Consider the following 25,042-nt stretch of genomic DNA (forward strand, 5'->3'; position numbering starts at 1 on the left):
GAATTTCTAAATGTTCAAAAAAACTCGAAACTATTAACTCATAAATTTTTGCGTAACTATTTTTTGTAACAATTTAGCCAAATTTTGAAGCAAAGAAGGGCGGCATAGAATGAAATTTAAATCATTGATGTTTCTATCGGCGATTTGCGGGATTTTCTTTTTGTCTTCGTTGTGGGCGCAGGACGGATTTCAATACTATTATCAGGCAAAAAAGCTGATGCACCAGCGCGAATACAAAAAGGCGCTGGATTTATTCGACAAGCTGAAAAAGGAATTTCCGGGAAGCAAATACGAAGACGACGCGGAGTTTTGGTCGGCGTACATCATGGAAAGGGAAAATCGCTACGATGAATCATTCCAGCGCTACAATCGCCTGAAGGAAAAATATCCTAAAAGTCCCTGGGTAGACGACGCTGAAGTGCAGCAGATCGGCATTGCGGAAAGATTAGCCAATCGCGGGAAGCGGAAATATTTGAATTATCTCGTTGACAGAGTCCATTCGCGGGACAAAACGATCAAATATCAAGCGTCATTGAGTTTGGGCAAATTGAACGATCAGCGCGCGCTGCCCGGTCTGCGCCAGATTGCCAACAACGGAGACAAAGATATGAGCCAGATAGCGCGTTCTTTGATTAAAACCATTGAGTCCGATCGCGTCAAACACCCGGAGAGAAATCAGATTAAGAATCGTCTGCCCCTTCGTGACGGAAAAAAATATGAAAAAATTCCCATGAAGCGGCCGCAAAGCCGACTGAAAAATCCGCCGCGAGCGCCGAGGATTCAGCATCCCGGATCAGGGCAATCGAAATCCGGAAGAACCGGTTCCGGAAATTCAGGCAAAAAAACGTCTTCTCCGAAAGGAAAAAGCTAAATTTTTTCACATCTGAATTTTAGGATTTTGTGGAGTTGGAAGCGGAAAATAATCGAATTTTACGGACGTAATTACTCAAAAGTCTCTGCGGCGTATTTTTTGTTGCTGAGTTGTTACGCATTCGTTAATTTGAACAATTTGAAACTGATGTCGTTGAATAAAAAAAGTGGAATTTCTTTGAAGAAAGTTGCATAAAAATCATTATTAGTGCAAGGAGTGAAGCAATGAGGCGCTATTTTGGATATATATTCATGGTTTTTATTATTCTGCCGGGAGCCTTGTTCGGCCAATATTTCGGGAAAAATAAAGTCCAATACGAATATTTTCATTGGAAGTATTTGCAGACCGAGCATTTTGATGTTTATTTCACAGAGGGGGGGAAAAGCATTGCCGAGTTTGCCGGTGAAATTGCCGAGGCCAGTTATCAGCAATTGAAAGAAGATTTCCGCTACGACCTCACCAAGAGAATTACCATCATCGTCCACAACAGCCACAATGACTTCGAACAAACAAATGTCGATCTGAGTCCGCCCGAAGAGTCTGTTGGCGGTTTTACAGAATTTTTTAAAAATCGCGTCGTGGTTCCTTTTGAGGGCGAATGGGAAAGTTTTCGTCACGTCGTACATCACGAATTGACTCATGCGGTCATGATGCAGATGGTTTACGGCGCCGGCGTGCAGTCGATCATCACCGGCATGGCGCGCTTGCGATTGCCGCTGTGGCTGATTGAGGGGCTGGCGGAATACGAGAGTCGCGGCTGGGACACGGAAAGCGACATGTTTATGCGCGACGCCACGCTGAACGAATATGTGCCCCCGGTGGATTATTTGTACGGGTTTATGGCTTACAAAGGCGGTCAGTCAGTATTGTACTATCTGGCTGACAAGTACGGCGGCGAAAAGATCGGCGAATTGTTGGGGAAAGTGAAAGTAACTAAGAGTATGAGCCGCGGTTTGAAGCAGAGCATCGGCGTCGACACCAAAGAATTGACGGAAAAATGGCATTTGTATTTGAAACGCGAATATTGGCCCGACATTGCCGACAGAAAAGAGCCCGAAGAAATCGGAAAACGTCTCACGGATCATAAAAAGTGGAGCAATTTTGTCAATAGCGGGCCGGCGTTGTCGCCAAAAGGGGACAAGATTGCTTTTTTATCTGACAAATCCGGCTATTTTGATATTTACCTGATGAGCGCCATCAACGGGAAAATTATTTCCAAATTAGTCGGGGGGCAGCAGACGCCCAATTTGGAAGAGTTGCACTGGCTGCGCGCCGGATTGAGTTGGTCGCCCAATTCCAAATTTATTGTTTTTGCCGCCAAGGCAGGCGCCCGTGATGCGCTTTACCTCGTGAATGTGAAAAAGAAAAAAATTGTAAAACAGTTGAAATTTGATTTGGACGGCGTTTTTACTCCGAGTTGGTCGCCTAAAGGAAATGAAATCGCTTTCATGGGCATACAGAATGGTCAGGGCGATATTTATGTTTACAATTTGAAAACAAAAAAATTGCGTCAGGTTACGCATGATGTGTTCAGCGATTTGCAGCCCCAGTGGTCGCCGGATGGCAAAACGATTGCTTTTGTCAGCGATCGCGGCGACATGACGGATATGGCGCGCCTGCCGGATGATTTTAAAATCTCCCGCGAAGATTTTTCGCAAAAAGACATTTACCTGATTGACGTGGCAAGCGGTAAAATTACGCGCATCACTGATACCAGCGGTCTGGAGGCGTCGCCGGTGTTTTCGCCCGACGGGAAAAAGTTGGCATATACCAGCGATCAGTGCGGCATTTCCAACATCTATATTCACGATCTGGAAAGCGGTATTGATTTCCCGGTTACCAACGTGGTTACTGGAATTTTCAATTTGAGCTGGCACGGAGATGAAAAGAAGATTGCGTTCACTTCGTTTTACAAGGGCGGATATGACGTTTATTTACTGAGAAATCCATTGTCAGTAAAGCCCGGCGACGTGGTGCTGAAAGAAACAAATTTCATTAGCCAACATCCCATTTCCAGACGCGGAAAAAAGAGGCCTTTGGTTTGGGCGCCTGGTCTTGAAAAGAAACCATTGGTCAAAGAGAAAAAACAATTCACACATTTTGTGTTTGACGATAATTTTAAAAAAGGACAGATTGAACCGGCGAAAGAAAAAAAATCGGTTTTTCTCGATTCGACGCAGTATACGCTGAACGGCGACTACAAAGTCAATAAATATCGCGTCAAATTTTCACCGGATTTGATTTACGGCAACGCGCAGTACGATCAATTTTTTGGCTTGCAAGGGATGACGCAAATCGCATTGTCGGATGTGCTGGGAAATCATCGGCTGAATATTTACACCAATCTTTTTTATGATTTGCGAAATTCCAATTATCAGTTTTCCTATTTTTATTTGCCGCACAAAACGGATTTTGGCATCGGCGCATTTCATTACGCCTATTATTTTTACATCTGGGATTACGGAATCGGCTGGGTGCGCGACAGAAATTACGGCGTCAATACTTATATCTCACATCCGTTTTCTAAATATAACCGACTCGACGGCGCTCTCTCCTGGATTTCCATTGAGCGGGATTACATCAATGTTCCCTGGCTGCCAAATGAGACGAGAAATTTATTGCTGGCGGATCTCTCTTACGTCAACGACACGGTTCTTTGGGGCTACACCGGACCTGTAAACGGAAATCGTTACGCGTTTGATGTGCGCTACAGTCCGGCTCTTGGCAGCAATGGAATTGATTTCTTGACTTTGAAAATGGATTACCGCAAATATATTAAAATCGGCAAAGACTATAATCTCGTTTTTCGTCTCACCGGCGGCGCCAGCGGCGGCAAGCAACCGCAGCAGTTTTTTCTCGGCGGTACGTCGGGCTGGTTAAATTACAAGACCAGCGGCGGGTTGCGCGTGCGGAATCTGGAGGATATCTATTTTAGCACATTTGAGCTTCCCATGCGCGGCGGCTATTACTACGAGCGCGTGGGGAACAGATTTTTCCTGAACAATGTTGAATTCAGATTTCCATTGATTCGTTATTTTCTCATGGGATGGCCTCTGGGAATCGGATTCCAGAATGTTCGCGGTGCGCTGTTCACCGACATCGGCTCTGCGTGGTACGACAATAATTTCCGCGGCGCAGACGCAACCGGACCGAGCCGAATACCGGCGTTGAAAGATATCTTTTTCGGCTACGGTGTCGGCGCAAGAATGAATCTGGGCATGTTTGTGCTGCGTTTTGACGTGGCGTGGAACTCTGATTGGGCAAACTATACCCACGGGCCCTATTATTACTTTTCCATCGGGCCTGAATTTTGATAATAAAATAGAACAAACGAGTCTGTTCTACCAAGACAAAAATTTGATAATTATCGAACCACAGTGATACGCGCACAATTGATTTAATTGAAGCCGCAACTTGCTTTGTTGACATTTTTGAAAATACCAGATTTTTAAACTAAACTAATAAGTCAATGACAAAAAATGATCTGAGAGAGAAAATGAAATTGAAGCAAATTTTTTGGACGTTTTTAATAAATTTACTCTTATTGGCAACTGTTGGTTTTAGTCAAATTTTGCCTCGGGGATTGGGGTTCAAAAAAAACGCGGACATGTTTGGCCCCGGCTTGTTTCTTTACCACGTGTCTGAATTCAGATCGGAAAAGGATCCGGAAATGAGCCGATTGAATATTGAAGTGGTCTTTGCTAATGATATTCTTCAATTTGTCAAAAAACGAACAGGAGGTTTTTCCGCACGCTATGATTTGGTGGTTTCATTATTCGACCGCAAAGATAATCTGGTAGATGAAAAATCCGCGTACGAAAGTATTGCTGTCAAAGAATTTGAGGAGACGAACAGCCGCAAACTATCCAATCGCCATCGATTTTCATTTTATGTTCGTCCCGGAAAATATCGGTTGCTGATTAATTTGACCGACGAGGATACGCAAAAAAGCCTGCATCGGGAGAAAAAGATAGCGGTGAAGGGATTTTTGACGCGGGAGGCTTTTATCAGCGATATTGTATTCGCCGATAAAATTGAAATTGACTCGACCGGGATCAACATCATTGATGTTAACGTCACGAGGCGTTTCTTCAACCCTGATTCGGCTTTCTGGGCATATTTTGAAATTTATCCGCGAAGTTTGACCGACAGCCTGCTGCTTCGCTATTCAATTTTTGACCGTGAGAAAAAACGAATCGCGCTTAAAAAACAGTCCTTTATACCGAACAGCAAACGCATTCCTTACCTGATTGATTTGAGCAAATTTATCGACTCTACCGGTCAATACACATTAATGGTTTATGTCTCGCAGGGCAAAATCGCTAAAAATTTATCGATTCAATTTTCTGCCGTCTGGCGAAATGCGTCTCTTGCGAAAATGAATACCAGCATGATGCTCAGGACGATGCGGGAATACATACCCGGCGACGATTATAAATTTTTAAAAAACGCTTCTGATAGCACGCGCAAAGCTTATTTTCAAAAATATTGGAAAAAACGCGATCCGACGCCGGAAACTGAGCGGAACGAACTATTAGAAGAGTTCACGCGACGCGTGGAATTTGCCAATAATTATTTTTCGGTTCACGGCTTGAACATTGAAGGCTGGCAGACTGATCGCGGAAAAATTTACGTCAAATATGGGCCTCCCACACAAGTGGACCGGCGAATGGACGAGATTGATCTGCCGCCGTACGAAATCTGGTACTATCAGCAACTGCAACGACGGTTCATTTTTGAGGACAAATCCGGCAGCGGCGATTTCAAGCTGGTGCGAATCGAATAATTTGGCTGCGGGCGTTTATGGCGAAAAATTGGCTTGATCTGATTGGTGCAGTTGACAAACGGTTATTTTTGCTGGCAGTTTCCCTGTTTTTCATCGGTTTCTTTCTCGCATCGCCCGTAGTGAAATTTTCAATCAAGTTTCTCATGGCATATCCGCTCTGGATGTGGGGGAAATTGGAGCAATTTCTGCGCAAAAAACCCTCTTTTTTTACGCTGGCAATTTTTATTTTTCTTTTCAACTCAATTTCTTCGTTCCTGAATATTTTGTCCGGTTTCGGCGTAGTTTTGCCGTTCATTTTTACATTCTGGCTGGGGTTGAATGTCGGGATCATTGCCCGAAAAGAAGCCGGCGGAATGGCGATCGCAGTTACGCTTTTTTTGTCGCCTCACGCCTTTTTTGAATTGCCTGCCGTGTGGCTGAGTGCGACTGCCGGAATGCAATTAGCTCTGGCAGCCGCAAAAACAAAAGAAGCCGCAATAGCACAATATCATTATTCGCTGGATTTGTATTTTTTTGTGATTCTCATTTTACTTTTGCTTGCCGCGTTCATCGAAGCGGGGATGATTTATTTGGTGACGAAAAAATCAAAGCATCCCGAATTTTTTTCGCAGGAACCATTCGACCGCGAGCAAGACGACAGCGATGATGAGAAAAATGAGTTGATGCCATAATTGCCATTGACGCGAAACCCTGATTTCTCTTGTCTGAAAATTGAGTTTTTCTTTGAGCAAAGAAAGCGCCGAATCGGCAATAAATTCCCCGTGCGTTTTGAAAGCTAATTGTTGCAGCGCCGCTTGATTGATTTTCGTTTCCAAAAATTCCAGATTAAAATCTTCCACGGAAAATTGTCCCCTGTCCGTGCCGAGCTGGCGATTCTGAAAACTGGCGATCCCGCGATAGGAATAATCTCCGCCGGGCAGCGGCTCCAGCGACGCTTCGTACTTTCCCTCGCCAACCGGGTTTAATTGAACGGAAAATTCCCGCCCCAAACTGTCTCTCACCTGAACGCGAACGTCGGCGCCGTCCAGCGGGTCGTAATTTGGCGTGTAAATCTGCGCCGCAAAGGAAACAGCCTGTCCGCCGTGGAAAATTTCCTGCGTCGGATAGATGCGCACGATCTTGGTGTCCTCTTTGTTCACCAGCCAGCGAATGGAATTGTTCAGCAGTTGGCGAAACGCGCGATTGTCTTTCCCGATGCCCCACATGAGCAAATCCCAGCGCCAGACGCCGTAAGCGAGCAAAGCAAGAGATTTTTGCTGCCCTAATTTTTGTGTCAGCAACAGCGGGATTGGTTTGGTTCGACGATTAAGTTGAAAAATAGATTTCTTTTCTGCCGTCAGCAGCACAGATGCGCCCGGGTTAATTTTCGCTGAATTGAACGAATAATAAACCGGTGGCAATTCGTCCCAGATTTTTTGATTCTCAAATTCATTGTCCGCGATCTGGGTGACCGGATGAGTTTTTCCGGCTTCACTGAGCTTAACGAGCGTCGCCTGCTCCTTGCTGCGGTTCAGCGGCAATTTCATCGGTAAATACGGCGACAGCGAAGCCAGCATGAAATCGTTGATGCCGTTTCCCCAAATGAGCATCAGCGGAGTGGAAGCGTGTTTCAGAAATTGTTGGATTTGCGCCACAGCAGCAGTTTTGTATTTCCGCGGCGGAAAATTGTGCAGCACAAAAAGATCATATTTTTTCAATGAATCAGATGGCGGGAAAGATTTGTTCTGATAAAACCCGGCGCCTTTTTTCGCAATGAAATAATCCACTTGAGTGTTCGGATCGGCTTGCAGCACGCGTTTGATGAAAGAAAAATCGGGATCAGGCCCCCCACACAAGTACAAAATTTTCATTTTGCTTTTCAAAACTTTCACGTAAAAGGATTTGCTATTGTTGAGCTCAGTCAATTCATTTTTCAGCGCCGGCGTTTGCACCACATATTTTCGCAACCCCTCTTTTTCAGGCGTGAAATAAAGCCGCAGCTTAGTCTCCGGCGGATTGCCGACGCGGATGGTTTTGCTGTCGATGAGTTTTTTGCCGTCGAAAAGATTGACTTTTATTTTTTGTCGATCAAAGCCGCGCGCGAAAATCGTCACGTCCGCCGGAACTCTATTTTTCACGTAGGTTACCTGGTTGGTTAAAATGTTGCTGACGACAATGTCTTTTTGCTCGGTTGGTTCTCCCACGGAGATGGGAAAAATGGGCAGTCCCAGGTCTTCGGCGATACGATTCGGATTCTCTCCTGAATTGAAAATGCCGTCGCTGAGCAGAATGAGCGCCTGCAAATTTTTGTCGACATATTGCTCGCTGATTTTTCTGATGGCTTCTGTCAAATTTGTCGCCTCGCCGGTGAATTGCAGCGAATCCAGTGTATCCGTGCCGAAGGGAGTCAAATTCACGGAAAAGCCAAAATAGTCGAACTGAATTTTTGAAGAATTTTCTCGAAAAAGCGGATCCCGCAGGATTTTTTTGGCGGCTTCACCACGTGACTCGGCATGGTCGCCGAGAGACATGCTCGCAGATTGATCCAGAAGCACGGCAACGACAGGCGCTTCTTTGCGGATGTAGGAAATATTGAGCAGCGGCTCGAAAATGAGAAATGCAATGAGCAACAGCGCCAGCGCCCGCAGGGAAGTCAAAAGAATGCGCAGCCAGCGCGGCGCCGGCGGATTGGTGCGGCGATACACGTAAATGCTGTAGCCAACGCTCAAAATGGCGAGCAAAATGAATAGAAATACTGATTCGGAAAATGTCAGACTAAAAGATTCCATAAGATTTTATTTTTCAGTTTGATTTATTTTTCGAATTCGGAAAAAATGAGCACCAATACTCAAAATAATTTGAAATTGCTGTCACCTGATTTGTTCAATTTTTCAATCACCACGCGATCCGCTTCGAGAAAATCAAAATCGCGTAATTTGTCCGCTGAAATCCATTCCCATTTTTGATTCTGATCTGGCTGCGGCGTTCCGGAAATGTGAAGGCAGCGAAAAACGTGCAATTGAATGAAAAAATTCTGGTATTCGTGATTGACCGTTGTCAGATGCTTTTGTACGTCAATTTTAATATTCAACTCTTCGCGAATTTCGCGTGCGAGGCAATTTTCCAACGTTTCGCCATCGCGTCTCTTGCCGCCGGGAAATTCCCACTTGCCGGCAAAGGGATCACCGACGGGCCTTTGCGTGATGAGAAATTTTTCGCCGCGAAAAATAAGTCCTGCCGTGACAACGAGTACCGGTTTCGCAGAAGTGTCCGTTGCGCTTTTTTTCATAAAATAATTATTTTTTTGCCAATGTTTTTCTCGTGATAATTCCGCCGACGATGAGCAACGCAACGTAAACAATGATGACTACTCCCCACGGCGGAATTTTTGCGTTTGACGGCGAGCTGACGTAGGGGCTGCCGATGAGCCGAAATCCCGCCCAAAAATAGGGATGGGCGCGGGAAATTTTCTGATCGAGAAAATCGAAAGTGTCGCGCATGGAAGCCAATTTTGCGCCGCGTAGCGCCACTGTATTGTGCTGCCGTTTGTATTTTAATTCCCAATAAAATTTGGACATGAACTCGCTGGTGGAAATACTGTGCACGTGCCAGAGGCTGTACAGAACGGATTTGTTTCCGGCGAGCAAAAAAGCCTGCGGCAGCGCCACAATTCCGGGACGGGCGTTTTTGACAACTTTGGGGTAAAAAATTGTCGCACTCAACGTGACCATATCGGCGCGGAATGGGATTTGAAAAACATCGTTCACCGTGAGCCAGTAATCCTCATCTGCCGAGCCGTTTTGGCTTGCTGATATCATGAGTCCGGATTGCAACGGTTGTTTGTTATTCAGCAGCCCGAGTTGCGCGAGATAAATCCAGCGATAGTCCGCCGCGCGCTGTTTCAAATAGTCCATCGTCACTTCGTTGCCACGCACGTTGTCGTGGCGAAACAAAAGCCGGGAAACGCGGCGAATTTCATCGTTCACGTACGGCGAATGATCGAGCCAGAGCAGCGGCGGCAACGCATTCCCCAGCGAATCATTTTCTACGGGAAAATCTGGCTCACTCATCGTCAGCAGTCGCCTTCCCAATTTTGTCTGATCGCGCATATTTTGCAGCTCCGGATCCAGCGCCGAAAGAGACAAATTGTAGCTTATGCTAAATTTTTTAATCAGAAATTTCATGAACCGATACTCTTTGTAAAGCACCTCTGTCTGCTTGGTGCTGTCCGCCGGTTGCGAAATGAGGCACTCGAACGGCAGGTTCAAAAATGGCGAATCCGGAATGATTACGAGTCTGCTGCGTTCGAAAAGTTCTGCTTTGAGCGGCCGAATGAGCAGCCGATACAAATAATAAGCGCTCTCAGCGTCAAATTTCAAATCCAGCACATCTTTTTGATCGAACAGCGTGGAGTCAAAAGCCTGAAGCGCGTCGGTAAATTGACCCGGCTCAATCTGCCAGCTCCGCACGCCGACCGAATCCGCGCTCACGAAAAACGCAGCGAGCGAGTCGTTGTGCAGCCAATAGTCCAGAATCAGCTCTCGTGAATTCAGATTTTGTTGCAACTGCCGCGCGGTGACCGGCTTTTGCCAAACGAGAAAATTGACCAGCAACGGGTCGATCTTTTTTGCCGAATCCACCGCGGCGGTGAAACTCCGCTGCGCTTTTTTTGTCAAATTATTGTATTCAACGGGCTGAAGCTCGGGCCCACGTTTGATCAAATCAAACCAGTCCGCGGCCAATTGATAAGTTTGCGCCAAAAAGTCGCGGTGTTTTTTCAGCCGCTGTTGGAAAAGATCGGTCTGGTAAAAAAGTTTGATCGTTCTGAAAGTTTTCAATTTCTCCAGATAATTCAAACTTTTCTCTGAAAATGTCGCTCTTTGTGGGCGGTTGATCTCTGTTGCAAGTGCGCTGTTCAACTGCGAACAGATTGAGTCAAACTCTTTTGCGGACAAATGCGTTCCTGACCAGAGCCGTTGTTCAAATTTTTGCAGATTCGCATCCACGTCCGAATTTTGTTTGTTCGTGTTTGCAAATGCGGGAGCATGGCTGCAAAAAAAAGCGAAAAAAATGGCGGTGAGCACAATCGCCCCGCTATTTTTCGTTTCAGAAAACAATAATATTTTCCTCGATTTGTGCGCTTAAATCAGACAAATTTTATTTTATGAAAATAGTACTGACTTGATAAACTCATTTAAAAACACAAAGTTTCCGAACACGGGCAAATAATCGTATCGGCGGCAAATTAATCAAATTTCAAAAATGAAAGTGAAAATAACCGCGGTAGATTTGCAAGTAATAGCAAAGATAATCCCAGAATCCGCTGTGAATTTGCAGGAAGTGAATCAGCGCGATGAGCGTCAATCCGGTGAGAATGAAAAAAATCGCAGCAACTTTGTAGCCCGGCATCATGAAAACGACGCGCAGCCCTCGGATGGCGCGAAAAATGTACCACAAATCAAACGCCGCCAGCAGCGCAAAAAGACCAATTCGCAGATGAGAGAAAGCAAGCAGCCGATAGGCGATCATGCCCGCTGGTAGCAGAAAAATGTAAATGTTTCCCACCCAAAACGAAAGCGCGATCATCCTGCCAAGTTTTGTTCGTTTTCGAAATAGGAAAGCCACAAGGCGAAAAGCAAACGCGAAGAGCAGAAAATAGAAAATCATGCCCACGGTAAGAATAACAAAAGAAATCTCGGGGCGCCAGATTTGCCTGACGACGACCTCTTTCATCGTCGGAGAGAAAAAAATCAGCGTGAGCAGATGATCGACAATCGCGTTGGATTTGAAGAAAAAGCTGAACGACGAAAGAATCAATCCGTAGCTGGCAGACGAAAACAGGGCGATAAGCAGTGTGTGAGAAAGAGGTATTTTTCTGCCATCGCGGATGTCCGTGTAAAATCCGTGCGGGTGGACAAAGCTGCGCTTGAGATTGTCGCGAAAGTAGCGGCGATTGTGCGCCACGAACAGAAAAATCAAAATCAGTCCCAGTCCGGCGATGATGAAAAAATTGACCTGTCCGGTAAAAATTGTAATTCCCGGATTGTAAACCGCGTCGCCGGTGGTGTACAAATCTTTGACTGTTTTGAAAGCGAAACGGCTCTGGTTGTTACTGTTGATCAAGCCAAAAGGCCGCAAATAGGCGTCAGAAAAATCGCCTGGCAGCGATGAGGCGTAATTTTTTTTAAAATCGAAGAGGGAGGTGATAAAACAGCCGTCAATTTCAGCGAAGGAGCGAATGGTCTGATATGACTGCACGATTTGCGCGGACTGATATTTTTCGTACAAAACAGAATCCTGGTCGTTGTCGAAAAATTTGTATTTCGGCGCGCCAAAATCAGTCACGATGGTCGGCGCGTTGAGTCGTTGAGTGAGCCATTTTTGCAGCAAATTTTTTATGCTGTAAGGATTGTATCGAATCAGAGAAATTCCGGCAATTAATCCTGGCAAATAGGGATTTTTCAATTGCGGCGGCAGCGCAGTGAAATAAAAATAGGGGTGATTCGGCTGGCTGAGAATGGGATAGATTTTTTCAATGAATGGCTGCGCTTCATCGTCTCCGCTCAAATATCCGCTGCTGACGCCCACTGCAAATAAAGATACGTGATTTGCATCGCGGTCCATGGCTTCTGTCAAATAATCGCGAATGCGCGTGATAAAAATTTCCGAAGAAAACAGTCGGCTGGGAACGGCTTTCAAGGGAATTTCTTCCAATAAAAACAAACCGAGACTGTCACAGAGCCCGACAATTTGCGGATGAGGCGGAAAAAGCGGTACGCGCACCGCGTTGGCGTTGAGCCGTTTGACGGAAAGGAGTCGTTTCACGGCTTCGTCAAAATTGAAAATAATCCCGCTCTCGCCGTAATTTTCTGCCCAGTTAATGCCGCGCAGAAAATATTGTTGGCCATTGAGAAAAATGTTGCCATTAAAAAAATCCAACTGACGAAATCCGAGAGAAGTGTCAAATTCATCGATCACTTTCCTGCCATTGAAAAGTTTGACGGAAATGCGATAGCGGTTTGGCTTTTCCGGGCTCCACAGCCGGGGATTTTTGATGACGATTTTTTCTGTCAGCCGGGAAAATGCCAGGTCTTCGTCAGCCGAAAATTTACCGAACTGGCGTTTAATGCGCGCTCCTGAAAGCGGGTCGAAAATTTCGATGAAATAGCTGAGTGAAGGCGAGCGTTTCTGCTCAATGGGCGAAAAAACGAGACGTTGTTGCCAGTCTTTGACGTCCAGAGAAATGTTGAGGGTGCATTCGGAAAAATCGGTGTTGAGCGAATATTCGATGTCTGTCGAGAGAGAGCGTCGCGGCAGCGCCAACAAATAAATTTCGCGAATGATTCCGCCGTCGTAGCGCAAACCGTCGAATTGATACTTGAGCGGTAGCGTGTTTTTGTTGTTCAGACGGGTGTCGACTTTGATTTCTATTAGATTTTTTCTCCCGACAGAAATGAAATTTTCAGGGATGTCGATGTAAAATGACGTGTAGCTTCCGGCGTGGCTACCGATAAATTTATTATTGACAAAAATTTCGCAGTAGTTGTTGATGCCGTAACACACGAGCCGAAAATGACAGTTGGCCAGAGCGCTGTCAACGGAAAAAGATCGCCGAAAAAATATTTCCGTTTGCTGCGCACAGGCGCCGGGAATGTGCGTTTTGTGCCAGACATTTTCGTCCTGCCGCCGCGAGTCCCACTCTCCGTTGAGCAGAATGGCCGGGCGAAATTGATTGCTTTTTTGCCAGATCAAATTTCGTCGTGCCGCCAAACTGGAATCGACAGGGATCTGAGCAGACAATTTGAACGAGGCAATCAGGACAATAATCAGAAGGATAAATATTTGCGATATTTTTTTCATGGACGATTTGAGCTTGATGTTTAAGGTAAATACCGACAAACAACATTGCCTGAGTGGACATGACCGACAATTTATTGAATTTTTTAATTAAAAACAATGATTAAATTTACCCCCAACACAGCAAATTTTAAACCAGAGGAAAAATCAATGGCATTGTTGGATTTTTTCCTTTACTTTTTCCTAAATTATGATTATAATTTAAAACCTGAAAATTTGGACAATCAGGCATAATAAAACGCAATTGCTCCGGATTGAGCACAGAAAAAACGAGGTACGCATGCGCTGGAATTTGAAATTTTGGCTTTTTGTTTCTTCGCTGTTTTTACTCTTTTTTTCAATTAACGGTTTTGCAACTACAAATTCTTCTTTCAAAATTGAACATCCGAGAATTATTTTGTCCGATGTTCCGTTCGAGATGACGGTCTCTGCCCTCAAAGGCAACGGGCAAATTGATACGTCATTTTCCGGAATGGCCGAGGCGGAAGGCCTTTTTCAAAAAATTTTCAAAGAAAAAAAGCAATTGACAAAAATAGGCCCGTTCAAGAACGGAGTTTTGCATCTTCGCGATGTAATTTTGCCGGGTTCCGCAACGGTCAGTTTCTCAGCAGCAGATGGCGAAATCAATCTTTCGGAGAAAATCACTGTCATGCCCGGATATTTGAGTTTGCTGCCACCGTTGCTGGCAATCATTCTTGCGCTGGCGCTGCGGGAAGTTTTGCTGGCGCTGTTCAGTGGCATCTGGCTGGGAGCCATGTTTCTCTGGGGATACAATCCGTTCATCGGTTTGATGCGCGCTTTAGACACTTACATGGTCAATTCCTTGTTCGACAAAAGCCACATCGCTATTGTAATGTTCAGCATGACGCTGGGCGGTATGGTCGGCGTGATTTCTCGATCCGGAGGTACGCAGGGGATTGTGGAAAAAATTTCCCGCTGGGCGCACCATCCGCGAAACGGACAAATCGCCACCTGGCTGCTGGGTGTAATCATTTTTTTCGATGATTACGCGAACACATTGATTGTGGGAAACACGATGCGGCCTCTGACGGACAAAATTGGCATTTCCCGAGAGAAACTCTCCTACATCGTCGATTCCACAGCGGCGCCAGTGGCTTCCATTGCGATAATTTCTTCCTGGGTGGGATTTCAGGTGGGTTTGATTGATCAGGCGTTCAATAATATCAACGTGCCGCACGATGCGTACATTACTTTTCTCAGATCAATTCCTTTTGCCAGTTACAGCGTGCTGGCGATCATTTTCGTTTTTCTGATCGGATTCACGCTGCGGGATTTCGGTCCCATGTACAAAGCCGAACATCGTTCATTTTTGACAGGAAAAGTCCTGCGCGACGGAGCGCAGCCCATTGCGGACGACAAATCTCTGGACATCATGCCCGAAGAAGGAATTCCCCTGCGCTGGTACAATGCCGCGATTCCGATTTTGATTGTCATTTTCGGGACGATGATAGGCCTGTACTATAGCGGCAGAGTGGCTCTCGGCGATCAGGCAGGAACTGCTCGTCTGGGAGAAATTATCGGCAATGCGGATTCGTTCAGCGTTTTGATGTGGTCATCGTTTTCCGGCGCGTTTGTGGCGATTTTTTTGGCAGTAACGCAGCGAATTTTGTCCATGAAAAAAGCACTGGACGCCTGGCTCAACGGTGTGAGAGCCATGGTTATCGCCATGATCATTTTAATTCTGGCGTGGACCATCGGCGAGATTTGCGGCGAGCTAAAAACTGCTGATTACGTCATCGCCGTGACGCGGGATTTGATTTCGCCGCATGTTTTGCCCATGCTTACTTTTATCGTGGCAGCGTTCATCGGATTTTCCACCGGCACATCCTGGGCCACGATGGCAATTCTCGTGCCCATTGTCGTTCCCATGGCGTTTAAGTTAACTGTGGAGGCACAACTGAGTGCTTCACTTTCGAATTCGATTTTGTTGGGCACAATTGGCGCCGTTTTGTCCGGCTCGGTTTTCGGAGATCATTGCTCGCCGATTTCAGACACGACGATCATGTCTTCCATGACCTCGGCGGCGGACCACATCGATCACGTGCGTACGCAATTGCCCTATGCCGTCGCTGTGGGGCTTGTGGCAATTTTTGTCGGTTATCTTCCCGCCGGATTTGGTTTCCCGAGCGGACTGTCAATTCTCGCGGGAGTTTTGGTCTTTTTGATCATTTTATTTACGCTGGGCAAAAGAATCGACAGCCGCGATGAAATGCTGAATTGAGATATTTGTCGAAGCTATTCGCAACTCAACAGGAAACTTCATTGTTATTCGTCAGTAAAAATAACTATGCAAAAAACTTTTTTAAACCATTAAAATCAGACTTTAATTGTGGAGTAGTAATGAAAATAAATCGTCAGTTCCTTTTTCTGTTTGTGATCGGACTTCTGTTTGCCTGCGCCGCGCCGCAGAGGTTTTCCCATAAAAGCGAGCAACCGTCCGCTGTCAAAAAACAGCCATTTCAGCCCAGGGCTGCTCAGTATTTCATCCGCGGCACCGTTGCGGAAATGCTCAATGATTCAAAATCTGCGCTGATCGATTTCTCACAGGCGCTGTTGTACGATTCCTCGTCAGTGACAATTTACAAAAGCGTCGCGAATCAGTACCTTGAATTAAAAGAAGTCGAGAGCGCGCGCCGCGTGTTGGAGCAGGCAGAAGCGCGTTTTCACGATGACATTGATGTTCATTACATGCTGGCTTCGATTTACTATTCCATGCACGATTTGGAGGCTGCTAAACGTCAGTACGAAAAAATTCTGGAGATTGATCCCACAGAATTTGACGCGCGAAATTATTTGATCACGTTATTTTTGTCGGAGAAAAATCTTTTGCAGGTGGCGCGGCAGTACGAGATACTTTACGACATGGGTCACGACAATCCTGATTTGTTGATCAAGGCCGGTGATGTGTATTTGGCGGAAAAGCAGTTTGACAAAGCGAAAGCGGTTTTTGAAAAACTTATTCAAGATTTTCCTGACGATGAACGTGCCTTTCTGGCGCAGGCAAAATTTGCCCTGGCGAAAAAGGACACGTCTGCTGCAATGGATTGGTATCAGAAAGGTCTGGAAAAGGACAGAAATTTTGAAACCTGTCTGGAAGAATTGCGCGATATTTACATTAGTCGCAAACAATGGGACAAAGCCATTCAACTGATAAAATCTGCAATTGTCAGCGATTCGACGAAAATCGGAAATTACCTTCGTCTGGGAGATTTGTATTTGCAAAAGCAGGATACGTCGCAGGCGTTGACTATTTTCAATAAAACCATTGACAGATTTCCTGATGATTTTCGCAGTCATTTTGCTGTGGGTAGGATTTATTTTCAAGCTAATGACTGGGAGCAGGCAAAACCTTATTTGAAAAAAAGCGTTGAATTAAAGCCTGATTTTGAATTTGGCTGGATCTGGTTAGGGTTTGTGCATATTCGTCTCCATGAACTGGAGGACGCTGAAGAAAATTTCCGTGATGCCCTGGAGCATTTCCCTGACGATGCGCGGATGAACTATTTTTTAGGGTCTGTTTTGCAGCAACGGAAAAAATCGGATGAAGCCATTCCTTATCTGGAAAAAGCGCTGAAAATCGATCCGCAAAACATGGATGCGATCACGGCGCTGGCGATGATTTATGATGAGAAGAAAATTTATCAAAAATCTGATTCTCTGTACGATGTGGCGCTCCAAATTAAACCCGAAGATCCGTTGATTTTAAATAATTACAGCTACAGCCTGTGCGTGCGCGGCATTCGGCTGGATGAGGCGAAAAAAATGTCGGAAAAAGCCGTGGCTGCTGATTCGACAAACGGCGCCTATCTCGACACGCTGGGCTGGATTTATTTTCAGTTGGGAAATTATCAAATGGCGCACAAATACATCGAGCGCGCGGCAACTTTGCGTGATAGTTCGGCTGAAGTGTGGGAGCATCTGGGAGATGTGTACGAAAAATTGAATGATCCGGAAAAAGCAAAAGAGTCGTGGCGCAAAGCATTGGATCTGGAAGAGACGCGGACATATTTGATTGACAAAATCGGAGGTAAATAAAAATCGAGAAATTGAAAGCTCATCTTCGTCATTGGTTTTTTTTAATGGTTGTTTTGGTTATTTCCGGTTGCGCCGGTATTTTGCCCACTTCCAGACCCGACGTCAACAGCATAACTATCGCCCAGATCCGGCATCGCGTGGAGCAGAATTATCTCAAATTTCAGACCGCCAAAGCAAAGGCGAAAATCAGTCTGGAATCCCCACAGTTGAGTTTTACGGCGAATTCCGTGATTCGCATCAAGATGCCGGATTCGTTGCTGATTCAGCTCAGTTCAGGACTGGGATTCGGCGTAGGTGCCATTTTCATTGACCGCAATCAAGTAGAAATTTACAATTCAATGGAAAACGCGCTTTTTGAAGGCCATCCGGATAGCATGAATTTCCGCCGGTTTTTGATGATTGATGTCTCGTTTGATAAATTATTGCAAGCATTTTCCGGCATTCATTTGATTGAACAACACGAACGGGAATTACTGCAAACCGATGATGGCAAATATTTGATCATTGGCAGCAAAAAAGGCTACACGCTGAAATATTGGATTCATCCGCGTCGTTTTGTGGTGCAAAAATATCAGCTTTTGGACAACGACGGCAAGGTACTCATGGAGTTCAAGTACGATCAATTTGTCAAATCCCACAACGTGTATCTGCCAAAAACAGTGCGCATTTCCCAGCCGTCGCAGAAATCGCGACTGACGATCGTGTTCACCACGGTGGACGTGAATGCAAAAATGCAGCCCAAAGATTTTCAGATGCGGATTCCCGAAAACGTTGAACGTGTGATTTTGTAAACGAAACAAAAGTTCCCTGATGAAAAGGAGGAGTCTGTGGCGCAACCGCAAACTTCGCGTGAAAATTCCCAGCAAAAAATAGGTTTGTCCGTCGTGATTCCGCTTTACAACGAAGCAGAGTCCCTGCCCGAGTTGTATCTGCAATTGACTGATGTTTTGCAGCGGGAAAAAATTAATTACGAATTACTTTTTATCGACGACGGCTCTCGGGACGGGTCATTCGAGATTTTGGAAGAATTTCACAAAAAAGACAACCGCGTTCGCGCGGTACAATTCCGAAAAAATTTTGGCAAATCAGCGGCGCTGGCGTGCGGTTTTCAGGAGGCGCGGGGTGAAATTGTCATTACCATGGACGCGGATTTGCAGGACGATCCCGATGAAATACCTGATCTGATTGCCAAAATCAACGAGGGTTACGATCTGGTTTCCGGCTGGAAGAAAAAACGTTACGATCCGTTCATCAAACGCACTACTTCAAAAATTTACAATCTGGTGACAAGCTGGGTTTCTGGCATTCGACTTCATGATTTCAATTGCGGTCTTAAAGCCTACCGCAACGACGTGGTAAAAACTATTGAAGTTTACGGCCAATTGCATCGTTTCATTCCGGTTCTGGCGCACTGGCAGGGATTTCGCGTCACAGAAATGCCAGTCAAACACCATCCGCGGAAATATGGCAAGACGAAATTTGGCGCGTTTCGTTTCATCGCCGGCATGTTGGATTTATTCACGGTGGTTTTTCTGAACAAGTTCAAAAAAAGGCCGCTCCATCTTTTTGGCACTTTCGGATTAATTACTTTGATCCTCGGCGTGATTTTGAATATTTATCTTGCGTACCAACGCATATTTTTTCAAAAATATCTGAGCAACAGACCCTTGTTATTTCTCGCTGTGTTGCTGGTGATTGTCGGGATTCAGTTTATTTCCATGGGGCTTCTCGGCGAAATGATCACGGAGACGCAGAAGAGGAAAAATGATTATTCGGTGAAAAATGTTTTAGGATAATCGTAAAGATGTAGTACACCTAAAAGGTGTGCCACATCTTGGCAAGAAATGTTGCGTTAAAGAGACGCTCATAAGGTTAGCCTTTTATTACAAATTAAGTTTGTCAAAATTATTTTGCATTTTCTTTCATCTAAACATAAATCACGAGGAATTTTATGAAAGTAAATCAGGACTGCCGTTACTTCCGCGGAGATATTCCCTGTCGCTATCACAAATCTGAAGGCGCGGAGTGCGCCGACTGCTCTTTCTACGATCCGATTAAAGAAAAAATTCTCATCATCAAATTAGGCGCTGCCGGCGATGTGATTCGCACGACGCCGATTTTGCGGCGGCTGAAAAAGGAATTTCCCCAGGCGCACATTACCTGGCTCACCAATTCGCCGGAATTAGTGCCAGCGGAGTGGGTCGATGAAATTTTTCCGTTTGATCTGGCGCATAGTTTGCTTTTGCAGGCTGGCGCGTTCGACATTATTTACAATCTGGACAAAGACCTCGAGGCGTGCGCTCTGGCGGATTTGGTCAGCGCTCACGAGAAAAAAGGCTTCCTTCTCAATTCGGAAAATAATAAATGTATGCCTGCTGGCAAAGAGGCAGAACATAAATTTCTGACCGGTATTTTTGATTCTCTGAACAAAAAAAATACCAAAAGCTATCCCGAAGAAATTTTTGAAATTTGTGGTTTTGAGTTCGCCGGAGAAAAATACATTTTGAACAATTTCTCTGAATACGCCACAGAGTGGAAAATTAAAGAAAAAAAGCCGTTGATCGGATTGAATACCGGCTGCGGCGGACGCTGGACGTCGCGGTTGTGGCCCGAGGAGTATTGGATCGAACTGGCGAAAAAATTGAAAAAAGACGGCAAAGGAGTGTTGCTTTTAGGCGGCCCTGATGAGCATGAAAAGAATAAGAGAATTGCCCGCAAGAGCGGCGCCAGCTATTTGGGACATTTTCCGCTGCAGAAATTCATCAATCTCGTCGATCAGTGCGATTTGGTCGTGACAGCGGTGACCATGGCCATGCACATCGCCATTGGGTTGGAGAAAAAAATCATCCTGTTCAATAATATTTTCAATCGCCACGAGTTTGAGCTTTACGGCATGGGCGAGATTTTGGAGCCGGAATTGGAATGCGATTGTTTCTTTTCGCCCACTTGCCCCAATGAATGCATGAAATCCTTGCGCGTGGACACTGTTTTCGAGTCGTGCGGGCGATTGTTAGGGGTGTGAGATGAAAATTGTGATGGTCGGCACAGCGTACCCCATGCGCGGCGGCATTGCGCATTACATTGCGCAATTGTACAAAAAATTTGTTCAACGGGGCCATGACGTCAAAATTATCTCTTTCAAACGCCAGTATCCGTCAATTTTTTTCCCGGGGAAAACACAACAGGATTTGAGCCAGGAAGTTGAAGTTTTACCCAGCGAACCGATTCTGGATTCCGTCGGACCGTGGTCGTGGCTGCGCGCCTTTTGGCGGATTTATCGCTTTCAGCCGGATTTGATCGTTTTCAAATATTGGATGCCTTTTTTCGCCCCCTGTTACGCGGCGATTTCATTTCTGGCGCGGTTATTCACCAAAACGAAAATTCTCTACATCTGCGACAACATCGTCCCTCACGAAAGTAATCCGCTGGACAAATTTCTCACGCGGCTCGGCTTATGGAACGTGCACTATTTCATCGTCATGTCGAAAACTGTATTAAAATCGCTGCTGGCGTTCAAGCCCAACGCCAATTTTCGTGAGGCGCCGCATCCAGTTTATGACAATTTCAAAATTAATTACGATCAGAAAACAGCACGGCAAGAGTTAGTCCTCAAGACGGAAGATCGCGTGTTGCTCTTTTTCGGATACGTCAGGCAGTACAAAGGGCTGCATATTTTGCTCCAGGCGATGCCGCATATTTTGAAAAAAATGAAAGTGAAGCTGCTTGTCGCCGGAGAATTTTATGATGATCGAAAAAAATACACCGACCTGATCGACGAATTAGGCGTGAACGATTCGGTTTTTTTGTTTGATGACTACATTCCCAACGAAAAAGTAGGCATGTTTTACGCGGCAGCAGACGTTGTCGTTTTGCCGTACATCTCCGCCACGCAAAGCGGCATTATTCAAATTGCCTATCATTACGACAAACCAGTCATTACTACCAACGTCGGCGGATTGCCTGAAGTCACTGAAGAAGGAAAAACCGGTTACATTGTCCCTGCGGAAGATTCTGAAACATTGGCGGCGGCAGTGGCGAAATTTTTCTCCGGCGATGATAAAGAAAAATTTCCGAAATTTATCGCTGAATATAAAAAACGATTTTCCTGGGATCGATTAGTGGACGAAATTGAAGGCTTTTTAGGGAATTAATCCGTCAGGATTTTAAAAAAGCTGTCGCCTAATTTCCGATTTTTGAGCGAAAGGTGAGTTGCCCCAATGAAAAAATTTCTCTTTGTCACATATTATTATCCGCCAGCCGGCGGTCCTTCGGTGCAGCGCATCATTCGTATTATTCAATTTATGGCAGAAAACGGTTGGGAATGCCAGGTGTTAACCGTGAAACATGGCGATTACACGACTGTGGATCCCGGGCTGGAGAAAAGAATTCCAGACTCCACGCGAGTCGAGCGGGTTGATTTTTTCGAGCCGTACCGCTGGTACCGAAAATTTACTGGTAAAAAAACTGACGAGAAAATTCCGCTGGCAGTTTTGTCAGCGCACGAAAAAGCCAGTTTCAAAGAACGGCTTGCCAATGCTGTTCGCGCCAATTTGTTCATTCCGGATGGGAGAATCGGATGGTACAGACCCGGCGTGCTCGCTGGTGTTCGGCTGGCGTGGCAAGCCCCGGATGTTCGACTAATTCTTTCGTCCGGCCCGCCGCACACAGTCCATTTGGTCGCCAGACGAATCGCCAACATTACCGGTTTGCCGTTCATTGCTGATTTTCGTGATCCCTGGGTCAATATCGATTATTACCACAATATTTGGCGCAATCCGTTGACTGTGGCAATCGACAAGTCTCTGGAAGGGAAAGTGTTGCGAGACGCAGCGGCGATCACAGTTGTCGGTCCCGGCTGTCGGGATCAGATTCTGGAAAATCACCCGGATATTCCCATTGAAAAAACGCACATCATTTACAATGGCTTCGATCCCGATGTTTATCCCAAAGAGGAGCTAACGCCTCCGGCAGACAAATTTGTTTTCACTTACGTGGGAAATTTGCCGTTTAATCGCTACATTCCGGCATTTTTTCAAGTGCTCAAAGAGTTGAAACGCGAGGGAAAGATTAATCCGAAAAAGTTTTCGCTTCGATTTTTCGGAAAAATCGATCCCAAAGTGCGGGCCGAAATTGAGAAATTTGATCTGGGTGATATGCTTCAATTTCACGATTTTGTGCCGCACGAGCAAGCGATCCGTGCCGTGGTCGCGTCCCAGTTGCTGCTGCTGATTATCAATGACACGTACACGAAAAAAGGGATCGTCCCCGGAAAGATGTTCGAATATCTCGCCAGCAAACGTTTCGTGTTCGCCATCGGGCCTGTGGACGGAGACGCGGCGAAAATTTATCAGGAAACTAAAGCCGGCGCTTTTTTTGAATACGATGACGTGCTGGGAATGAAAGAATTTCTGGAAAATTTTTATCAAAAATGGGAACGGGGCGCGTGGCAGCCTTTGACGCATTCAGAAAAAATTGACCAGTACCGACGTTCGCGACAGTTGAGGAAACTTTTTCAACTGTTTGAAGCTTTTGCTGCAAAATCCGATGAAAAGAAACCATTCAGCCACAGCGATCACAGCGACAATTTTTGATTTTTGACCACGAAGGCATTAAAATTTAAAATTAAATCCTTTGAGTCTTCGCGTCCTGATGGTTCTATTATTTTGCCTTTTAATCATTAGATTTTTAATCAAAGTCCACTGAAAATGAAAAATTTAAAATTCAGCAAACTCAGCGCCACTGGCAATGATTTCATTCTTTTCGACAACCGAGAGAGAATCCTCACCGGCGACGAGCACGATTTTTTTCGAAAAATCTGCCAACGAAGAATTTCTGTCGGAGCGGATGGGATTTTGCTGCTCGAAGAAAGCAAAAAACATCATTTTTCCATGCGCTATTTCAATTCAGACGGCTCTCTCGGCGAAATGTGCGGCAACGGCGCCCGGGCTTCGGCGTATTACGCTTTTACACATCAAATTGCTCCGGCGGAATTGACCTTTGATGTGTTGGGGGTGCCTTATCGTGCCAGCGTCAATGGCGATTTTGTCCAGCTTGTTATGCCGCCGCCAATTGAAATTCGCGAATATCCCGAAGTACTTCAGGAGAAGGAATTTAAAGAAGGCGGCTATCTCAATGTCGGCGTGCCCCATTACGTCATTTTTGTTCCAGACGTTAATGCGATCAACGTGGAACTTCTGGGGCGCGGATATCGCCATCATGCGGCGTTTCAGCCTTGGGGCACAAATGTCAACTTTGTGCAGATTGCCGACAAAAATAAAATTCTCATCCGCACTTACGAGCGCGGCGTGGAAGAAGAAACTTTAGCCTGCGGAACCGGTACGATTTCTGCGGCGATTTTAGCCGTCAAACAGCAAGGATGCAGACTGCCTCTGAAAGTTCAGGCGCGCGGCGGATTGTTGGAAGTGGATTTTGACGATGAAATATCAGAAATCAAACTCGCCGGGGAGGCAAAAGAAATTTATTCCGGCGAACTGATTGATGAATAAAAAGCCTCGTCTATAGCTAAAATGAAACAAACCTCGTCATAAAAGGAATCGTGTCTGTGAAAAAAATATTAGAACAATATCTAAAAAATCTCACCGAAACGTTTCAACGAGGCGATGCAAGAGAAGAAAGCTATTACAAACACCTCGATGCGCTGATTAAGCAGTATGCAGAAATTAAAAATATCAAAAAAATTGACGTAACCATTGTCCCCAAAAAGACTGAAGCCGGAAACCCTGACTTTCGCATCTGGGACGGAAGGAATCACGTCACAGGCTACATTGAGGCGAAAGACCCGTCTGTCACCAATCTGGATCACATCGAAACTACTGAACAATTGCAACGATATTGTGAAACTTTCCCCAATGTCATTCTAACGAATTTTTACGAATTCAGACTTTACAGGAATGGGCAGCGAATTGCCCAGGCGATGATCGCGCGACCTGCTGTGGCGAAAAAATTGCAAATAGCGCCGCCGGTGGAAAACGTCGGAAAATTTGCTGAACTGTTAGACATTTTCTTTTCTTTCTCTCTTCCCCGAGCGCAGACGGCACAAGCACTGGCAGTGGAATTGGCAAAACGCACGCGCTTTTTGCGGGACGAAGTCATTGCAGTGGAATTGTCAAAAAATAGCACCAAAGGACACCGGCAGATTGTCGGATTTTATGAGGCATTCAAAAAATATTTAATTTCCACGCTCACCGAACAGCAATTTGCCGATCTGTACGCCCAGACAATCACTTACGGCCTGTTCGCCGCCAGAACCCGCGCTGACGGAGAATTCAACCGACGGCTTGCTTTTGATTACATCCCTCACACAATCGGTATTCTTCGCGATATTTTCCGTTTCATCTCTCTGGAAGATCCGCCAAAATCATTGCAAATTATCGTCGAAGATATTGCTGAAATATTGAACGTCGCGGATATAGACAAAATATTTCGCGAATATGCCCGGACAGGAAAAGGCAGAGATCCGATTATTCATTTTT

General features: G+C 45.5%; 17 protein-coding genes. 13 read left to right on the forward strand and 4 right to left on the reverse strand.

Features of this window, described 5'->3' with window-relative positions; genetic code table 11:
* The first annotated feature begins 109 nt into the window (after nt 1–109).
* From GXO74_13340 to GXO74_13355, 4 genes are all read left to right on the forward strand, one after another.
* Nucleotides 110–871, forward strand: a complete 762-nt coding sequence (locus GXO74_13340; GenBank protein ID NOZ62649.1) for a tetratricopeptide repeat protein — start codon at nt 110–112, stop codon at nt 869–871.
* A 224-nt stretch (nt 872–1,095) separates the two neighbouring features.
* Nucleotides 1,096–4,185 (forward strand): BamA/TamA family outer membrane protein, encoded by a 3,090-nt coding sequence (locus tag GXO74_13345; GenBank protein NOZ62650.1) that lies wholly within the window; start codon nt 1,096–1,098, stop codon nt 4,183–4,185.
* A 182-nt stretch (nt 4,186–4,367) separates the two neighbouring features.
* Nucleotides 4,368–5,657, forward strand: coding sequence for a GWxTD domain-containing protein (locus GXO74_13350; protein ID NOZ62651.1), 1,290 nt, complete (start codon nt 4,368–4,370; stop codon nt 5,655–5,657).
* A 17-nt stretch (nt 5,658–5,674) separates the two neighbouring features.
* On the forward strand, nt 5,675–6,328 hold the full coding sequence (locus tag GXO74_13355) for a hypothetical protein (protein NOZ62652.1): 654 nt from the start codon (nt 5,675–5,677) through the stop codon (nt 6,326–6,328).
* Here the strand turns inward: GXO74_13355 and GXO74_13360 are convergent.
* From GXO74_13360 to GXO74_13375, 4 genes are all read right to left on the reverse strand, one after another.
* Nucleotides 6,242–8,425 carry a VWA domain-containing protein gene (locus GXO74_13360; protein NOZ62653.1) on the reverse strand — a complete coding sequence of 728 codons (2,184 nt, stop codon included), beginning with the start codon at nt 8,423–8,425 and terminating at the stop codon, nt 6,242–6,244. The two genes, GXO74_13355 and GXO74_13360, sit on opposite strands and share 87 nt — an antisense overlap.
* A gap of 59 nt (nt 8,426–8,484) precedes the next feature.
* Nucleotides 8,485–8,925 carry a (deoxy)nucleoside triphosphate pyrophosphohydrolase gene (locus GXO74_13365; protein ID NOZ62654.1) on the reverse strand — a complete coding sequence of 147 codons (441 nt, stop codon included), beginning with the start codon at nt 8,923–8,925 and terminating at the stop codon, nt 8,485–8,487.
* Between the two features lie 7 nt (nt 8,926–8,932).
* Complete coding sequence (locus GXO74_13370) at nt 8,933–10,753, reverse strand: CHAT domain-containing protein (protein ID NOZ62655.1); 1,821 nt, start codon at nt 10,751–10,753, stop codon at nt 8,933–8,935.
* Nucleotides 10,754–10,892: 139 nt separating this feature from the next.
* Nucleotides 10,893–13,496 (reverse strand): hypothetical protein, encoded by a 2,604-nt coding sequence (locus tag GXO74_13375; GenBank protein NOZ62656.1) that lies wholly within the window; start codon nt 13,494–13,496, stop codon nt 10,893–10,895.
* Between the two features lie 277 nt (nt 13,497–13,773).
* Between GXO74_13375 and GXO74_13380 the strand changes: the two genes are divergently transcribed.
* From GXO74_13380 to GXO74_13420, 9 genes are all read left to right on the forward strand, one after another.
* Nucleotides 13,774–15,735 carry a Na+/H+ antiporter NhaC family protein gene (locus GXO74_13380; GenBank protein ID NOZ62657.1) on the forward strand — a complete coding sequence of 654 codons (1,962 nt, stop codon included), beginning with the start codon at nt 13,774–13,776 and terminating at the stop codon, nt 15,733–15,735.
* Between the two features lie 119 nt (nt 15,736–15,854).
* Nucleotides 15,855–17,549 carry a tetratricopeptide repeat protein gene (locus GXO74_13385; protein NOZ62658.1) on the forward strand — a complete coding sequence of 565 codons (1,695 nt, stop codon included), beginning with the start codon at nt 15,855–15,857 and terminating at the stop codon, nt 17,547–17,549.
* A 44-nt stretch (nt 17,550–17,593) separates the two neighbouring features.
* A complete protein-coding gene (locus GXO74_13390; protein NOZ62659.1) occupies nt 17,594–18,340 on the forward strand; it encodes a DUF4292 domain-containing protein in 747 nt (248 codons plus the stop codon).
* Nucleotides 18,341–18,418: 78 nt separating this feature from the next.
* Nucleotides 18,419–19,345, forward strand: a complete 927-nt coding sequence (locus GXO74_13395; GenBank protein NOZ62660.1) for a glycosyltransferase family 2 protein — start codon at nt 18,419–18,421, stop codon at nt 19,343–19,345.
* A 155-nt stretch (nt 19,346–19,500) separates the two neighbouring features.
* Nucleotides 19,501–20,571 carry a glycosyltransferase family 9 protein gene (locus tag GXO74_13400; protein NOZ62661.1) on the forward strand — a complete coding sequence of 357 codons (1,071 nt, stop codon included), beginning with the start codon at nt 19,501–19,503 and terminating at the stop codon, nt 20,569–20,571.
* A 1-nt stretch (nt 20,572) separates the two neighbouring features.
* On the forward strand, nt 20,573–21,700 hold the full coding sequence (locus GXO74_13405; protein NOZ62662.1) for a glycosyltransferase: 1,128 nt from the start codon (nt 20,573–20,575) through the stop codon (nt 21,698–21,700).
* A gap of 66 nt (nt 21,701–21,766) precedes the next feature.
* Nucleotides 21,767–23,140 carry a glycosyltransferase family 4 protein gene (locus tag GXO74_13410; GenBank protein ID NOZ62663.1) on the forward strand — a complete coding sequence of 458 codons (1,374 nt, stop codon included), beginning with the start codon at nt 21,767–21,769 and terminating at the stop codon, nt 23,138–23,140.
* Nucleotides 23,141–23,254: 114 nt separating this feature from the next.
* The gene (locus GXO74_13415) at nt 23,255–24,055 is read left to right on the forward strand and encodes a diaminopimelate epimerase (protein ID NOZ62664.1); all 801 of its coding nucleotides are present in this window, start codon (nt 23,255–23,257) and stop codon (nt 24,053–24,055) included.
* A 56-nt stretch (nt 24,056–24,111) separates the two neighbouring features.
* Nucleotides 24,112–25,042, forward strand: a 931-nt coding sequence (locus tag GXO74_13420; protein NOZ62665.1) for a DNA methyltransferase, incomplete at its 3' end; no start/stop codon positions are given.

This window comes from Calditrichota bacterium, from assembly GCA_013152715.1.
GTDB lineage: Bacteria > Zhuqueibacterota > Zhuqueibacteria > Thermofontimicrobiales > Thermofontimicrobiaceae > 4484-87.

Bases quoted from the DNA above. Each gene is read 5' to 3' on its own strand.
- GXO74_13340 (NOZ62649.1), top strand. From the start codon at position 110: ATGAAATTTAAATCATTGATGTTTCTATCGGCGATTTGCGGGATTTTC.
- GXO74_13345 (NOZ62650.1), top strand. From the start codon at position 1,096: ATGAGGCGCTATTTTGGATATATATTCATGGTTTTTATTATTCTGCCG.
- GXO74_13350 (NOZ62651.1), top strand. From the start codon at position 4,368: ATGAAATTGAAGCAAATTTTTTGGACGTTTTTAATAAATTTACTCTTA.
- GXO74_13355 (NOZ62652.1), top strand. From the start codon at position 5,675: ATGGCGAAAAATTGGCTTGATCTGATTGGTGCAGTTGACAAACGGTTA.
- GXO74_13360 (NOZ62653.1), bottom strand. From the start codon at position 8,425: ATGGAATCTTTTAGTCTGACATTTTCCGAATCAGTATTTCTATTCATT.
- GXO74_13365 (NOZ62654.1), bottom strand. From the start codon at position 8,925: ATGAAAAAAAGCGCAACGGACACTTCTGCGAAACCGGTACTCGTTGTC.
- GXO74_13375 (NOZ62656.1), bottom strand. From the start codon at position 13,496: ATGAAAAAAATATCGCAAATATTTATCCTTCTGATTATTGTCCTGATT.
- GXO74_13380 (NOZ62657.1), top strand. From the start codon at position 13,774: ATGCGCTGGAATTTGAAATTTTGGCTTTTTGTTTCTTCGCTGTTTTTA.
- GXO74_13385 (NOZ62658.1), top strand. From the start codon at position 15,855: ATGAAAATAAATCGTCAGTTCCTTTTTCTGTTTGTGATCGGACTTCTG.
- GXO74_13390 (NOZ62659.1), top strand. From the start codon at position 17,594: ATGGTTGTTTTGGTTATTTCCGGTTGCGCCGGTATTTTGCCCACTTCC.
- GXO74_13400 (NOZ62661.1), top strand. From the start codon at position 19,501: ATGAAAGTAAATCAGGACTGCCGTTACTTCCGCGGAGATATTCCCTGT.
- GXO74_13405 (NOZ62662.1), top strand. From the start codon at position 20,573: ATGAAAATTGTGATGGTCGGCACAGCGTACCCCATGCGCGGCGGCATT.
- GXO74_13410 (NOZ62663.1), top strand. From the start codon at position 21,767: ATGAAAAAATTTCTCTTTGTCACATATTATTATCCGCCAGCCGGCGGT.
- GXO74_13415 (NOZ62664.1), top strand. From the start codon at position 23,255: ATGAAAAATTTAAAATTCAGCAAACTCAGCGCCACTGGCAATGATTTC.